The organism is Nitrobacter sp. MLSD-S21 (assembly GCF_058809865.1).
On record NZ_JBXASZ010000001.1, the window covers coordinates 185,714 to 199,860 of the forward strand.

The window sequence follows — 14,147 nt, forward strand, 5'->3', positions numbered from 1 at the left end:
CCCCGTTTCTTGTTGGGACCACATTTCGCACAAAGGATTTGCGCCGGCGCTAAATGCTCAAAGTGCATTCGATGCAAATGCGAGTAAAGTTCGCCGCTAATTGAATCCGTACTTGAATCGAAATTGACTCAAATTTTAGCGATCATCATCGATTCAAATTTTAGATATTAGCGATTGAAACCCGATTGAATCGCGGTTTTTCGCATCGGAACGCGCCTGCCGTTAACCCTGAGATCGCGGGCTTCTGCCGTGGCAGAAGCGGACAACGAGGATCGCAAGGCGGGGGTTTGCGAGAATGGCCGTTTACCGGGCGGTGACGTTATCTTCGAGAGTCGGGATGTTGCTCGTGAAATGAACTCGAGCGCGAAGCCTTCCTTTCATGACTGGGCACTGGCTGGAGAAAAAAGGAAGTACCGAGAATTAAATCCCGAGAATGGCGTTTACCGGCCGCTGACGCTGGCTTCCAGAGTATCGGGATGTTGCTCGTGAATGAACTCGAGCGCGAAGCCTTCTTCCAGATTGCGGACAACGCGGGCGAGCACCTTGCCGAGTGCGACCTTGGACTGTAGCGGGGGGCGCTTTTCGGCCGAGACGGCGGCCCCCGACATCGAAAGGTCGATGATCCGGCAAGTCAGCCTTGTGCCGTCTTCAAGTGTGAGTGTCGCGATGGGGTTGCGCGGCACGATGCGTTCGTGGCGGCGATCTTCCGGAAGATTGAGGATGTCGCGATTGGCGAGCCAGGTGAGTTGCGACGCCAGCTTGTCTCGTTTGCGTGGGGTCGCGCTGACGCTCATGGCGAACCCGCTGTCGATAATCCGGGTAATTTTGCCTTCGACCCGGCCGATGTGGTCGAGATAGACGATGACCCGGTCACCGACGTTGCCGATACCGGGGGCCAGCATGGCCAGCCCGCCGGGGGACATGTTGATAACCTGGCAGGGGAATTCGCGCCGATCCGGCAGCATATAGCGACCCAGCAGGTGAATCTTGACCCGCTGAAATCGCCGGCGCTCAACCGGCAGGTTCGAGATTTTCTGCGCCAACGCCATAAATCGATCGGTCCGCGGGTCGACCAACAGTCGGTATGAATAAACCTTAGGGTTGTCAGGGTTAACGCGGCGTTAGCGTTTCTGAGCGGTATAGCCCGAACGCTGACTGCACAAACCGGCTTCGATCGACACCAAGACGGCTCATGCCGCGTCTACGAGAGGCGCGACAAGGCTCGCTTCTTCGAGCTCGGGGCAATATCTGGCGCGCTTACGATAGAGGATTGCGGCACGCTCACGCACTTCCGAACACCCGTTTGAAGATCGTATCGACGTGCTTGAGGTGATAGTTGAGGTCGAACTGCTCGGCGATCTCAGCGGCGGTGAGATATTTCGTCACATCGGCATCGTTCTTCAAAAGCGCCTGGAAGTCGCCTTCGCCGCGCCACACCGGCATGGCATTCCGCTGAACCAGCTTGTAGGCATCTTCGCGGCTCGCGCCTTTTTGGGTGAGCGCGATCAGCACACGCTGCGAATGCACAAGCCCGCCAAGCCGGTCGAGGTTCTTTTGCATGGTGGCGGGATAGATCAACAGCTTGTCGATGACGCTTGCGAGACGGTTGAGCGCAAAGTCCAGCGTCACGGTGGCGTCCGGGCCGATCATGCGTTCGGCCGAGGAGTGCGAGATGTCGCGCTCGTGCCAGAGGGCGACGTTCTCCAGGGCCGGTGTCACATAGCCGCGCACCATGCGGGCAAGCCCGGTGATGTTCTCGGTCAGCACGGGGTTGCGCTTGTGCGGCATCGCTGACGACCCCTTCTGCCCCTCGGAGAAGAACTCCTCGGCCTCCAGCACCTCGGTGCGTTGCAGATGGCGGATTTCGATAGCGAGCCGTTCCATCGAGGAGGCGATGACGCCCAGCGTGGCGAAAAACATCGCGTGGCGGTCACGCGGGATCACCTGCGTCGACACCGGCTCGGGGGTTAATCCCATCGCTCGGGCAACGTGTTCCTCCACGCGCGGATCGATCTGGGCGAAGGTGCCGACCGCGCCTGAGATCGCGCAGGTCGCGATCTCCTTGCGGGCCGCGGTCAGGCGTTCCTTGGCGCGTGTGAACTCCGCATAGGCGTAAGCGAGCTTGAGCCCGAAGGTCACGGGCTCGGCGTGAATACCGTGCGAACGGCCGATGGTCGGCGTCATCTTGTGTTCAAACGCGCGGGTCTTCAGCGCCCCGAGCAGCTTATCGATGTCGGCGATCAGGATGTCGGCAGCGCGGGTGAGTTGTACGTTGAAGCATGTGTCGAGCACGTCCGATGACGTCATGCCCTGATGCACGAAGCGCGCCTCGGGACCGACAATTTCAGCAAGGTGAGTGAGGAAGGCAATGACGTCGTGCCTGGTTTCGCGCTCGATCTCGTCGATGCGCTCCACATTGAACGTCGCATCCTTGGCTTTGGCCCAGATGGTTTCAGCAGCTTGCTTAGGGATCACCCCGAGTTCGGCCTGGGCGTCCGCCGCGTGAGCCTCGATCTCGAACCAGATCTTGAAACGGGTCTGCGGCTCCCAGATCGAAGCCATTTCCGGACGGGTGTAACGAGGAATCATCGACGATCCTTGAGGTTTTCAGGGATTATGCCGCGCTTTAGCAGAGCTCTCGGAAGGAAACAAACGGTGCGTGGAAGGTCGAACCAGGACGTGTATTCATAAATCCGGGATCGTCCGCTTGTAAGAAGTAGAGCAGACACAGCCTGACCGGCATGGGACCGTCTGCAACTGATCCAAAGCGGTCATCCTCTTGGCGTTCGTGCCATAGCCTCGGCTACGGTATGATCGTATCAATGCGCAAAAACGGGGGACGCGACCCCATGCATGTTAACTTCAAAAATAGTTCTTTGCTGATTCTGGCGATTACAGCCGTCGCATGTTCGAGGACAATGTTTGCATTCTTCAATGACCCTGAGGGCCCAAATCTCCTCGTGGTTATTGGGATGGCCGCTGCCATCTACCTCGTGTCTTCAGCAGTCTATCTCTCAAACGTCTACCCGTCGCTTACAGGGTTCAAAAGAAGTTTGGCGACGATTTTCATCCAGATATTCATCGCAACTGGCTTTTACTTGGGATTGCGCTGAGATCGATCTGGAACCGCGTGATATGCGTAACTTAATGAACGCTATTGGCCCCTTTCGGACTGACGCGATGTCGGACTTGAGTCGGTTGCGTGCATAGGCGGACAGTCCGCCGGTCGTTCGAGTTCATGAGCACACGCCCTAGCGCCGCTCTCGCGAACGGCTTATCGTCATCCTCATGCGTTTGAAATCGAGCATTTGGGTCGCCGCCTACCTGCGCCGTTGCCAGTCCGAGGGCGTTTTCGGAGCGGTATGCCGCCGGGGAGCTGATGAGGCCGGCGCTGTCTTCGTTAAACTGGCGTTTCTCGACGGCAATGCGATGCTTTACGGCCCTGCGCCGCAGGCCGTATACGATGACAGCCGTCCCATTGAGCGTGTATTCGCTCCGTCTTCAGCCGAGCCCATCGCCGAGCAGGCGGTCGATGAGCGCCTGGAGAGAGAAGTTCGATTCGATCCGGATGCCTGGATCGTTGAAATCGAAGACAAAGCAGGGCGGCATTTTCTCGACCTGGCGTCGAAATAATGAATTCAGCTTACCAGACGTTGCCGCGACGGTGGGCCGCAGCTTTGTGACTCGATAAGACTTTTCTTTTGACCGGGGCTACCCATTTTAAGGGCCAGATCCTGCCGAAAGAAAAAGGAACAACTTATGAAATTGGCTAAGTGGGCGTCCGGCGCGATGAAGGCTTTTGCCGTCGTCCTGTCGTTGGCGCTTCCCTTGATGTTAGCGGTCTCTGCAGCGGACGCGCGCGTCGGCGGAGGCAGCAGCTATGGATCGCGCGGCTCGCGGACCTTCTCCGCGCCGCCGGTCACCAATACCGCGCCGAACGCGGCGCGTCCGCTCGATCGCACGATGAGCCAGCCCGGCCGTCCGGCCGCCGGTGCTGCGGCTACTGGCCGTTTTAACCGGCCGGGCATGGGTATGCTCGGCGGTCTCGCTGCCGGCTTCCTCGGTGCGGGACTATTGGGTTTGCTGTTCGGCGGCGGCCTGTTCGGCGGCCTTGGAGGCCTGTCGTCCATCATCGGCCTGGTGCTTCAGATCGGCCTGATCTATCTCGTTGTCCGCTTTGCGATGTCGTGGTGGCAGCGGCGTAATGCGCCTGCGTATGCCGGACCGGCGCCTGGGCCGGCTGCTGCTCAAACGAACGCCCGCAGCGGTCTCGGTTTCGGTTCGATGTCCAGCGCCGCGCCGCTGGAAATCACGCCGTCCGACTACGAAGCTTTTGAGCGCCTGCTCGGAGAAATCCAGGCCGCGTGGTCGAACGAGAACGTCAACACCCTGCACACGCTGGCAACGCCGGAAATGGTGTCATATTTCACCGAAGATCTCCGGGCCAACGACGCCCGTGGCGTCGTCAACAAGGTGTCGGACGTCAAGCTTCTGCAGGGCGATCTCGCAGAAGCTTGGCGCGAAGGAGTTACCGATTATGCCACGGTGGCGCTGCGTTACTCGTTGATCGACAAGACCATCGAGCGCGCCAGCGGCCGCATCGTCGAGGGCAGCGACCAGCCGCAGGAGGCGACCGACGTCTGGACGTTCGCGCGTCGGAGCGGAGGAAAATGGGAGTTATCGGCGATCCAGCAGACCTGACCGGTCAGGACGATCATTCAAAAGAAGGCGCCGCGATAACCTCGTGGCGTCTTTTTGTTTGCGTTGAACGAAGGGCCTGGGCTTGGGCACGTTTCACGCGAACCGGAAGCTACTTCGCTCGAAACCGTTGTAGCAAACGTGCAGCGTTTCAGAGGCTGCGTCCATCGATCGGTGTCAATGTAAGACGGGACAGATCGAGACCGTCGATGCAACTCACATTGAGAGCGACCACTTCAGTCCCGTCCGGCTTTTTGCCGCGCGCGAATACCTCAACACCAAAGTCGATGCAAAGCTGATGCCGGATCACGTGCTTGTTGAACAGGTACTCCTTGAGATTATCTTCGCCCGCCCTGAGCTGAAAATCTTGTGGCGCAAGAAAGGTGATGTGCAGTCCCTTCTTGGTGCAGATCGAGCAGTTACATGCGGTCACCATGGCAAGATCTGTTGTGCACTCGAAGCGCACCTGACCGCAATGACAGCCGCCGGTGTATGTTTTCACGTCGGGCATTTGGCTCTCCGGTCCAGAGCGAACGGATCAGACTACCAGATTCCGGGCAACAATCGGTAGCGGACTTGCTCGGTGTAATCCCGATAGTTCGGCAAGCCGGCGAGCAGGGTGCTTTCCTCGATCACCACACGCCCTGCGAACAGCCCGATGAAGATCGGCGTGATTGTAGCGCCCCACCATGATCCCAGCAGCAGCGAAACCCCGAGGAAAAAGAAGATCGCCCCGCTATACATCGGATGCCTGACAAGCGCGTAGGGGCCTGTGCGGATCACTTGATGTCCGCGCTCGGCCTGTATCTTCACCACCGGCGCGGCGAATGCGTTCTCCCGCATCGCCCAGAACGAAATAGCGAGCGACAGCATGAACAGCACGAAGCCGAGAACCTGAAATCCGGCACTCATGCCCGACCACCGATAACGTTGATCGAGGCCCATGACGATCAGCCAGATCATGCTGACCAGCCCCATTACCAGGATGAAGACCTTGTCCGCCTTCGGCTGGTCCTTCTGAATCATTGGGCGCATGCGTTCGGTCAGCAGCCCGGGATTGATCTTCACAAACCAAAATCCACCGATGATACCGAGAATACCGAGCGTCGCGAGAAACAGCCAGGCGGCAGGCCAGTCCACGCTGCCTGCGGGGACGAACAGCAGCATGCCCAGTGTAACGATCCACACCGTGTTCTGGGTCATCAACCGGCGGATCAGGTTGCGCTCTTCATCCATGCATCCACATTACCACATTTCGCGGCGAACCTGCGACAGGAAGCAGAGAATTGGTTCCTTTTCGGGAAAGGTTGGAAATTGTTGGTTCGTCACTCGTCGTTGCCGCGGGATACTGCGATGGCGGCGCTGGTTTTGGTGCGGGTGCAATGCATGTTCAGCCGCCGATAGCGCATCTGTACGTCGTCGCCGTGTAATAGGCCCATGCGCTTGATGCATCGGGTGACGCCTTTCAACGTATCGGCGACCGGGATCGTGAAGATAATGGCAGAGGCTCGCGCCACCAGATCGTAAAACTCAGGTTTCGGCTTGCGGCTATCCGTGCCGGCGATCAGTTCGTTGGTAAACTTGCGATTAGGGCAACCGAGGATCAACTGCGTGGTCGCGGGATGCGACAGGAAAATAGCGTTGGCGGCGGTCTTGCCGACATGCAAGCCGTCGATCTGACTTTTAAGTTGTCCGGCCAGATCGTCACAGCGATCAGCTAGGGCCGGTAAAGGGGCAAGCATCGTTGCTGCGGCAAGATAAAGGCTGGTGAGGCAGCGGCGCAGGCTTGTCATTCAACGATCTCCCGAGGAAAACGATCAAGCTGGTGGGTACGCGCGGATAGATTCGCACTGGAGCCGGCGAAATTGTTCCTCAGCGCCTGGTGGCATATTCCTGTCATGATGATCACGAGGCGACGCACCGATTACGGCTCCAGCGTCACTCGCAAGCCGTCATCGCTCTCGACGTGAACGTAACGCGGCGCGATCGGACGGCCGCGGCCGCTGGCCACGGTTACGATGTCTTCCAGCGGAGCGGCGCGCGCATCTTCCTCCGGCCGGGAAAGGATCAAATCCGCGTGAAACAAACCCTCGGATTCAAGCCCCGTTGAGTCGATTTGGGCGGCTGCGAGAGTTGTAAGGCTGCTCTCGAACTCCTCGGCATCGCGAAAACGGCGCTGGACAAAAGTCACGCCGCTCAGCTTTTCCGTTACCAGGCCGCGCTGTGCGAATGTCGTCGCAAGCGCGTCATAAGGAAACATTCGCAGCACGAAGGAAATGATCCATGGTTTCTTCTCAGTCGCACCGAGAAGCTTGCCGAATGTCTTTTCGGTGACATAGCCGATGCATCCCGTTGACAGGATCACGTCGACGGGGCGGACAATGCGCGCGTCTTCCGCGGAAAGCGGCTGGTTTTCGAGGTCGGCGACGATGCCATGATCGAGAAGCCCGACGCGCGTCGCGTAGCGAATTGCTGGCGCCGATACATCAAGGCCGATAAACCGGGCGAGGCCATGATCGGGCCAACTCGCATAGAAGTTGCGATCGAGCAGCATCAACTCTTCGGGGCTGATTGCCTTTACTTCGCGCCGGGCGTAGCGGTGGCGCAAACCTCCGAAAGTCAGCGGAAAACGATGCACGGCGGCGTTGATGCCGTATGAGCAGCCGACATCGAGCACGACCGGTTCGGCTTTGCTGACAGAAGCCTTGGCGGATAGTATCTGGCGGATAACCGGCTCGGCTACATCGGTGATCATATAGTCGAGATCGCCCAGGATCGAGAAATACGATCTTGGGTCGTCCTGAATGTAGATATCATCGAAGACTGCTTTGGCCTCATTGATCCGGGAGAATTCCACCTTTAACAATGCTCCGTCCTTATTTCGAAAAGTCCAACTGTCGTTCACGCTTCTAAACGCGAGTTGCTTATTGCAGAAACCAAGGCGAAGATAAACCCATCTGCGGTTATGGAAGATCAGCACGTAGGGACGGAGCCACCTGACAATAGCTACGGAATCATGCAAAACTAACGTATCCACGAAGCCTGACATCATCATTGAGCATTTCAGTTTAGCCCATCATGCCCGACATATCTCTGAACAAGCCTTATCGTATTGGCCGCTCCCGCACGGGGCTCGGTCTCTTCGCCACCAAACCAATCAAGAAGGGCACGACGATCATCCGGTATATCGGGCCGCTGCTCGACTGCAACAAAGAGAAGGACGATGCGGTCGAGAACAAGTATCTCTTCCAGATCACCAGCCGCTGGACCATCGACGGTTCGCTGCGCAAGAACATCGCACGCTATATCAACCACTCCTGCAAACCGAATGCGGAGTCGGACGTCCGCAAGATCAAGCGGCGCGTCGATATTCGCGCCATCAAGGACATCGCGCCCGGCGAGGAAATCAACTACGATTACGGCACCGACTACTTCAAGGAGTATTTGAAGCCGATCGGCTGCAAGTGCGACTCCTGTGAAAAGAAACGCAAGAAGTTGCGTGCGGCGGCGCGCGAGGAAAAGAAGCATTCACGGGCGAGGGCCGAAAAGCGCGCAGGCGTCGGAGGCAGTCGCAGAAAGCTGAACGGGCATAAGGCGCGCTCCGCAGCTCCAAAGAACTCGAAGGCGCGGTCGGCAGCTAAGGACGGAAGATCAAAGAAACGTTCATAAAGAACGGTGCTGATCATCCTGTTATCGCTCAGTCGGTCATCTTAATCTTGCGGTGGCCGGGTTCAAAGCCGTCTAGTTGTGCCGTTGAGAACGGACATGGAGTGCGCGGCCATATAAAGCGCGCAGGTTCGTGAATTATCGCTCCGCCGAGTTGCTTCCGGTTTGTTTCGCAAGGCGCCGCTCTGTCCCGTTGTCCAGCTGGGAACGCATGGTCAGTCATATGTTGGGGTGAAAAATCCCACTATCGCCCTGAAACCCGCGTTTCCGACAGACTATATCTCGGCATAAGACCAGAGCGGGAAGAGGAGCGTGTGTGGTGACGATCCGCTCGCATCCCGCTCTAAAACAGATACGGGCCAGCACATGGGAGCAGGACCATGACCGCCAACATTGTGGGGTGGGCGCATACGCCGTTCGGGAAACTGGACACCGAGACCGTCGAAAGTCTTGTGGTGAAGGTGGCAACCGACGCATTGGCCGATGCAGGCGTTTCCGCAGGCGAGGTTGATGAGATCTTGCTCGGGCATTTCAATGCCGGTTTCTCACCACAGGATTTTACCGCGGCTCTCGTCCTGCAAGCTGATCCAGAACTCCGCTTCAAACCGGCGACGCGCGTGGAGAATGCCTGCGCCACCGGGTCGGCGGCGGTGCATCATGGTGTCCGCGCGATTGCGTCCGGTGCGGCGAGGATCGTGCTGGTGGTCGGCGTTGAGCAGATGACGCGGACGCCCGGTCCGGAGATCGGCCGCAATCTGCTGCGCGCCTCCTACCTTCCCGAAGATGGCGATACCGTCGGCGGTTTTGCCGGCATTTTTGGCAAGATCGCGCAAGCCTATTTCCAGAAATACGGAGACGCTTCGGATGCGCTGGCGATGATCGCAGCGAAGAACCACAAGAACGGCGTCGCCAATCCTTACGCGCAACTGCGCAAGGATTTCGGTTACGACTTCTGCCGTTCCGAGAGCGAGAAGAACCCGTTCGTGGCGGGGCCGCTGAAACGTACCGACTGTTCGCTGGTTTCGGATGGCGCGGCCGCGTTGGTGCTGATGGATGCTGACATGGCCAAGTCGGCGCGCAAGGCGATCAGCATCCGCGGGACCGGCCACGCGCAGGATTTCCTGCCGATGTCGAGGCGCAACATTCTCGAGTTCGAGGGTTGCACGGTGGCCTGGCAGCGGGCGCTGGCGAAGGCCGGCGTTGCGCTGTCCGATCTTTCTTTTGTCGAGACTCACGATTGCTTCACCATTGCCGAACTGATCGAGTATGAGGCCATGGGGCTGACGCCCAGGGGGCAAGGGGCACGCGCCATCAAGGAAGGCTGGACGCAGAAGGATGGCAAGTTGCCGATCAATCCGTCGGGCGGTCTGAAAGCCAAGGGCCATCCGATCGGCGCCACCGGAGTTTCCATGCATGTGATGAGCGCAATGCAACTCGCAGGCGAGGCACCCGATGGCATGCAGATCAGAGGCGCCAAACTCGCCGGCATCTTCAACATGGGTGGCACGGCAGTTGCGAACTATGTTTCGATCCTCGAGCCGGTTCGATAGTTTCTAAAGCGCGCATCGTTCAAGACGCGCAGCGAATAAGAATATACGGATCAGGATGTCACGACTGGAATCTTGCAAACGAGCCGGGAGGGAGCATGCGTACCATCGGGCACTTTATCGGCGGCAAGAATATCAAGGGTGCATCGAAACGTTTCGCCGACGTGTATCAGCCGATGACGGGCGAGGTGCAGGCCAGGGTCGCATTGGCATCGAAAGCTGAATTGCGCGAGGCCGTGGAGAATGCCAAGGCTGCGCAGCCGGCTTGGGCAGCGACCAGTCCGCAGCACCGAATCCGCGTGCTGATCAAGTTTCTCGAACTGGTGGCGCGCGACAATGATGCGATGGCGGAACTGCTCGCCCGCGAACATGGCAAGACCATTCCCGACGCCAACGGCGACATCTTCCGCGGCGTGGAGGTCGTTGAATACGCCATCGGCATTCCCGAGTTGATGAAAGGCAGTTTCACCGAGAACGCCGGTCCCGGCATCGACAGCTATTCGATGCGCCAGCCACTCGGCGTCGTTGCCGGAATCACGCCGTTCAATTTCCCGGCGATGATTCCGATGTGGAAGTTTGCGCCGGCAATCGCCTGTGGCAACGCCTTCATTCTGAAACCCTCCGAGCGCGATCCAGGTGTGCCGATGCGGCTGGCCGAACTTATGTTCGAGGCCGGTTTGCCGTCCGGCATTCTTAATGTCGTGAACGGGGATAAGGAGGCGGTCGACGCCATTCTTGACGATCCCGATATCGCGGCCATCGGCTTCGTCGGCTCCTCCTCGGTCGCGCATTATATTTATTCTCGTGCTGCCGCGACGGGCAAACGGTGTCAATGTTTTGGCGGCGCCAAGAATCACATGATCATCATGCCTGACGCTGATATGGATCAGTCGGTGGATGCGCTGGTGGGGGCGGGCTATGGCGCAGCCGGTGAGCGCTGCATGGCGGTATCGGTCGCGGTGCCGGTCGGCAAAACAACTGGCGACCGGCTAATGGAGAAGCTAATCCCGCGCGTGGAGAACCTGAAGATCGGACCGTCCACCGATGCATCCGCCGATTTCGGTCCGCTCGTCACCAGGTCGGCGCTGGAGCGTGTCAGGAACTATGTCGAGATTGGCGTCAAGGAAGGCGCTACGCTGGCGGTCGATGGTCGCCGCTTCAAAATGCAAGGCTACGAGAACGGCTTCTACATGGGTGCTTGTCTATTCGACAACGTCACCAGGGACATGCGGATCTACAAGGAAGAGATTTTTGGTCCCGTGCTCTCGGTGGTGCGCGTCAATGATTTTGACGAAGCGGTGGCTCTGCCGTCGCAGCACGAATACGGCAACGGCGTGGCGATCTTCACGCGCGATGGCGACGCTGCGCGCGAGTTCGCTTCCCGCGTCCAGGTGGGAATGGTGGGCATCAACGTGCCGATCCCGGTGCCGGTCGCCTACTATACGTTCGGTGGCTGGAAGCGCTCGGGCTTCGGCGATCTTAATCAGTACGGTCCGGATTCAATTCGGTTCTACACCAAGACCAAGACCGTCACCTCGCGCTGGCCCTCCGGCGTCAAGGAAGGGGCGCAGTTCGCGTTCCACAGCAAGTGACCGGCAGGGATCACGTATGCAGTTCGCGCTGACTGAGGATCAGATCGCTGTCCGCGATATGGCGCGCGACTTCGCCGCTGAGAAGATCGCGCCGTTCGCACTCAAATGGGATGAGGAGAAGCACTTTCCGGTCGCGACGATGCGGGAGGCAGCGGCGCTCGGTATCGGCGGCATCTATATTAGGGATGATGTCGGCGGCTCAGCCTTGAGCCGGCTTGATGCTGCGCTCATCTTCGAGGCGCTAGCGCAGGGTTGTCCCACCGTATCGTCGTTCATTTCGATCCACAACATGGCGTCGTGGATGATCGATGCCTACGGTTCGGACGAGCAGCGGCTCAAATGGTTGCCGAAACTCTGCACCATGGAGCTGCTGGCGAGCTATTGTCTGACTGAACCTGCCGCGGGATCGGATGCGGCAGCCTTGCGGACCCGCGCGACGCGTGACGGCGATCATTACGTTGTCGACGGACAGAAGCAGTTCATATCGGGCGCCGGCGCCAGCGACCTTTACGTCGTGATGGTGCGCACCGGAGACGACGGGCCTGGCGGTATCTCGACGCTCGTGGTCGAAAGCGATACGCCGGGTGTCTCGTTCGGCGTCAACGAACGCAAGATGGGATGGAACGCGCAGCCCACCCGGGCGGTGATTTTCGAGCGCGCGCGGGTGCCGGTCGTAAACCGTCTTGGCGACGAGGGCGTCGGGTTCAAGATCGCGATGGCAGGACTTGACGGCGGACGGCTGAACATCGCCGCGTGTTCGCTCGGTGGCGCGCAATCGGCGCTCGACAAGACGCTCGTTTACATGAAGGAGCGCCAGGCTTTCGGGAAGCGGCTCGAGGAATTCCAGGCCTTGCAATTCAAGGTCGCCGACATGGCGACCGAGCTGGAAGCGGCACGAACGTTTCTGTGGCGTGCGGCTTCCGCGCTGGATCGGGAGGATACTGATGCCACCATGCTGTGCGCGATGGCAAAGCGGCTCACCACGGATGTTGGATTCGATGTCGCCAATCAAGCGCTGCAACTCCACGGCGGTTACGGCTATCTCAGTGAGTACGGCATCGAGAAGATCGTGCGCGATCTGCGCGTCCATCAAATTCTCGAGGGCACCAACGAGATCATGCGCGTGATCGTGTCACGCAAGCTGATCGAGGGTGCGCGATGAGGGGTCTTGCAGACGAGCCGGATCTGATCGTACGGCGCGAGGGGAGCGTGGGCGTCGTTCGCCTCAATCGTCCGAAGGCAATCAATGCCGTCACCCTGGAAATGTTTCGCGAGATGCATAAGGCGCTGGACCAGTTCGAGGCAGACCCTGCCGTCGGTTTGGTTCTTCTTGAGGGTGCCGGCGAGCGCGGCTTGTGCGCGGGAGGCGATATCCGCTCGCTTTGGGAGAGTGCGAATGTCGGGGGCAATCTCGGCAAGGAGTTCTGGCGCGAGGAATACTTACTCAATGCCCGGATTGCGAAACTTCCAAAGCCCTATGTCGCCTTCATGGATGGCATCGTGATGGGCGGCGGCGTCGGATTGTCGGCGCATGGCGGGCACCGCGTCGTCACCGAGAGAACCAGGCTCGCAATGCCGGAGACCGGTCTCGGCTTCTTTCCGGATGTCGGCGGCACCTGGCTGTTGTCGCGTGCGCCTGGTGAAATCGGGACCTATTTCGGGTTGACCGGCCAGAACATGAACGGGCCGGATGCGATCTACGCAGACTTCGCCGATGTGGTTGTGCCGTCGCGAAAACTTGCTGCGTTGCGCGAGGCGCTGATCGATCTCGGTGCTAGTGCGGATTCAGCCCGCGTGAAATCAACGATCGCCGGCTTTACGAATGGCGACGCTGGCAGTTCTGTCGCGTCAATCCGCCCGCGGATCGATGCATGGTTCGCCCATGGTCGAATGGACAATATCCTGGCGGCGCTGCAACGCGACGGGTCCGAACTCGCGCGGTCCACCCTCAAGACTCTCAGCGAGAAATCGCCACGCGGCCTTATGGTGACGTTAAAGTTGCTGCGGCTTGCGCGCGCCTCGGCCACGCTGGAGGAATGCCTTGCACGAGAATATCGTGCCGCGCTCGCAGTCTTTACGAGCGACGATTTTCGCGAAGGCGTTCGCGCTACGATCATCGACAAGGATCGAAATCCAAAGTGGTCGCCGTCGAGGATCGAAGAGGTTACGCCGGAGATGATTGCGCCGTATTTTGCGAATGTCGGCGCGGACGAACTTGTGTTCAATTAGATATAAGAACAAGTAACTTCGACTGGAGGCAGCATGGCGGCCATTGCGTTCATCGGTCTCGGCAACATGGGTGAGCCCATGGCGGCCAATCTCGTCAAGGCCGGCCACAGGGTGGTCGGTTTCGATCTCGTTTCGGAGTCGAGAGATGCGGCCAAAACGAATGGCGTGACGATTGCAGGCAGCGCAAGGGCTGCGGTGACAAACGCGGACGTCATCATCACCATGCTGCCGATCGGGAGGCATGTGGTATCGGTTTGGACAGATGTTATGCCCGTGGTTACCAGGGGCGCGCTGATGATCGACTGTTCGACCATCGATGTCGAAAGCGCCCGGCGGGTCCATATGCTGGCGGCCAGGGCTTCTCTGCATTCGGTCGATGCGCCGGTCTCGGGAGGCGTGGCGGGCGCCCGCGACG

14 protein-coding genes are annotated in these 14,147 nt (G+C 59.1%); 8 read left to right on the forward strand and 6 right to left on the reverse strand.

The genetic code is table 11. The features are described from left to right. Nucleotides 1–440: 440 nt before the first annotated feature. The gene (locus AC1RT6_RS00880; protein ID WP_079447171.1) at nucleotides 441–1,049 is read right to left on the reverse strand and encodes a PilZ domain-containing protein; all 609 of its coding nucleotides are present in this window, start codon (nucleotides 1,047–1,049) and stop codon (nucleotides 441–443) included. 232 nt (nucleotides 1,050–1,281) lie between these two features. Beyond that, nucleotides 1,282–2,589, reverse strand: coding sequence for an adenylosuccinate lyase (gene purB, locus AC1RT6_RS00885; protein ID WP_079447170.1), 1,308 nt, complete (start codon nucleotides 2,587–2,589; stop codon nucleotides 1,282–1,284). 699 nt (nucleotides 2,590–3,288) lie between these two features. Here purB and AC1RT6_RS00890 point away from each other — a divergent pair. Then, entirely contained in the window at nucleotides 3,289–3,633 is a 345-nt protein-coding gene (locus AC1RT6_RS00890; RefSeq protein WP_079447168.1) for a DUF1491 family protein, read from the forward strand. 126 nt (nucleotides 3,634–3,759) lie between these two features. Beyond that, nucleotides 3,760–4,701 (forward strand): Tim44 domain-containing protein, encoded by a 942-nt coding sequence (locus AC1RT6_RS00895; RefSeq protein WP_079447167.1) that lies wholly within the window; start codon nucleotides 3,760–3,762, stop codon nucleotides 4,699–4,701. 148 nt (nucleotides 4,702–4,849) lie between these two features. Here AC1RT6_RS00895 and AC1RT6_RS00900 read toward each other — a convergent pair whose 3' ends face one another. From AC1RT6_RS00900 to AC1RT6_RS00915, 4 genes are all read right to left on the reverse strand, one after another. Further along, nucleotides 4,850–5,209 carry a GFA family protein gene (locus AC1RT6_RS00900; protein WP_472790210.1) on the reverse strand — a complete coding sequence of 120 codons (360 nt, stop codon included), beginning with the start codon at nucleotides 5,207–5,209 and terminating at the stop codon, nucleotides 4,850–4,852. Nucleotides 5,210–5,241: 32 nt separating this feature from the next. Next, nucleotides 5,242–5,934: a methyltransferase family protein gene (locus tag AC1RT6_RS00905; RefSeq protein ID WP_079447165.1), complete on the reverse strand. Its 693-nt coding sequence runs from the start codon at nucleotides 5,932–5,934 to the stop codon at nucleotides 5,242–5,244. Nucleotides 5,935–6,023: 89 nt separating this feature from the next. Continuing rightward, complete coding sequence (locus tag AC1RT6_RS00910) at nucleotides 6,024–6,491, reverse strand: hypothetical protein (RefSeq protein ID WP_079447164.1); 468 nt, start codon at nucleotides 6,489–6,491, stop codon at nucleotides 6,024–6,026. Nucleotides 6,492–6,622: 131 nt separating this feature from the next. Next, complete coding sequence (locus AC1RT6_RS00915; protein ID WP_087881169.1) at nucleotides 6,623–7,555, reverse strand: class I SAM-dependent methyltransferase; 933 nt, start codon at nucleotides 7,553–7,555, stop codon at nucleotides 6,623–6,625. A gap of 221 nt (nucleotides 7,556–7,776) precedes the next feature. Between AC1RT6_RS00915 and AC1RT6_RS00920 the strand changes: the two genes are divergently transcribed. From AC1RT6_RS00920 to AC1RT6_RS00945, 6 genes are all read left to right on the forward strand, one after another. Then, nucleotides 7,777–8,367: an SET domain-containing protein gene (locus AC1RT6_RS00920; protein WP_079447163.1), complete on the forward strand. Its 591-nt coding sequence runs from the start codon at nucleotides 7,777–7,779 to the stop codon at nucleotides 8,365–8,367. A gap of 377 nt (nucleotides 8,368–8,744) precedes the next feature. Further along, entirely contained in the window at nucleotides 8,745–9,914 is a 1,170-nt protein-coding gene (locus AC1RT6_RS00925) for an acetyl-CoA acetyltransferase (protein WP_079447162.1), read from the forward strand. A gap of 95 nt (nucleotides 9,915–10,009) precedes the next feature. Next, on the forward strand, nucleotides 10,010–11,503 hold the full coding sequence (locus AC1RT6_RS00930) for a CoA-acylating methylmalonate-semialdehyde dehydrogenase (RefSeq protein WP_079447161.1): 1,494 nt from the start codon (nucleotides 10,010–10,012) through the stop codon (nucleotides 11,501–11,503). A gap of 16 nt (nucleotides 11,504–11,519) precedes the next feature. Then, a complete protein-coding gene (locus AC1RT6_RS00935) occupies nucleotides 11,520–12,665 on the forward strand; it encodes an isobutyryl-CoA dehydrogenase (protein ID WP_079447160.1) in 1,146 nt (381 codons plus the stop codon). Further along, complete coding sequence (locus AC1RT6_RS00940) at nucleotides 12,662–13,732, forward strand: enoyl-CoA hydratase/isomerase family protein (RefSeq protein ID WP_079447159.1); 1,071 nt, start codon at nucleotides 12,662–12,664, stop codon at nucleotides 13,730–13,732. Before AC1RT6_RS00935 ends, AC1RT6_RS00940 begins: the two co-directional genes overlap by 4 nt. Nucleotides 13,733–13,765: 33 nt before the next feature. Beyond that, a partial coding sequence (locus AC1RT6_RS00945; RefSeq protein ID WP_493028913.1) for a prephenate dehydrogenase/arogenate dehydrogenase family protein occupies nucleotides 13,766–14,147 on the forward strand: 382 nt, incomplete at its 3' end.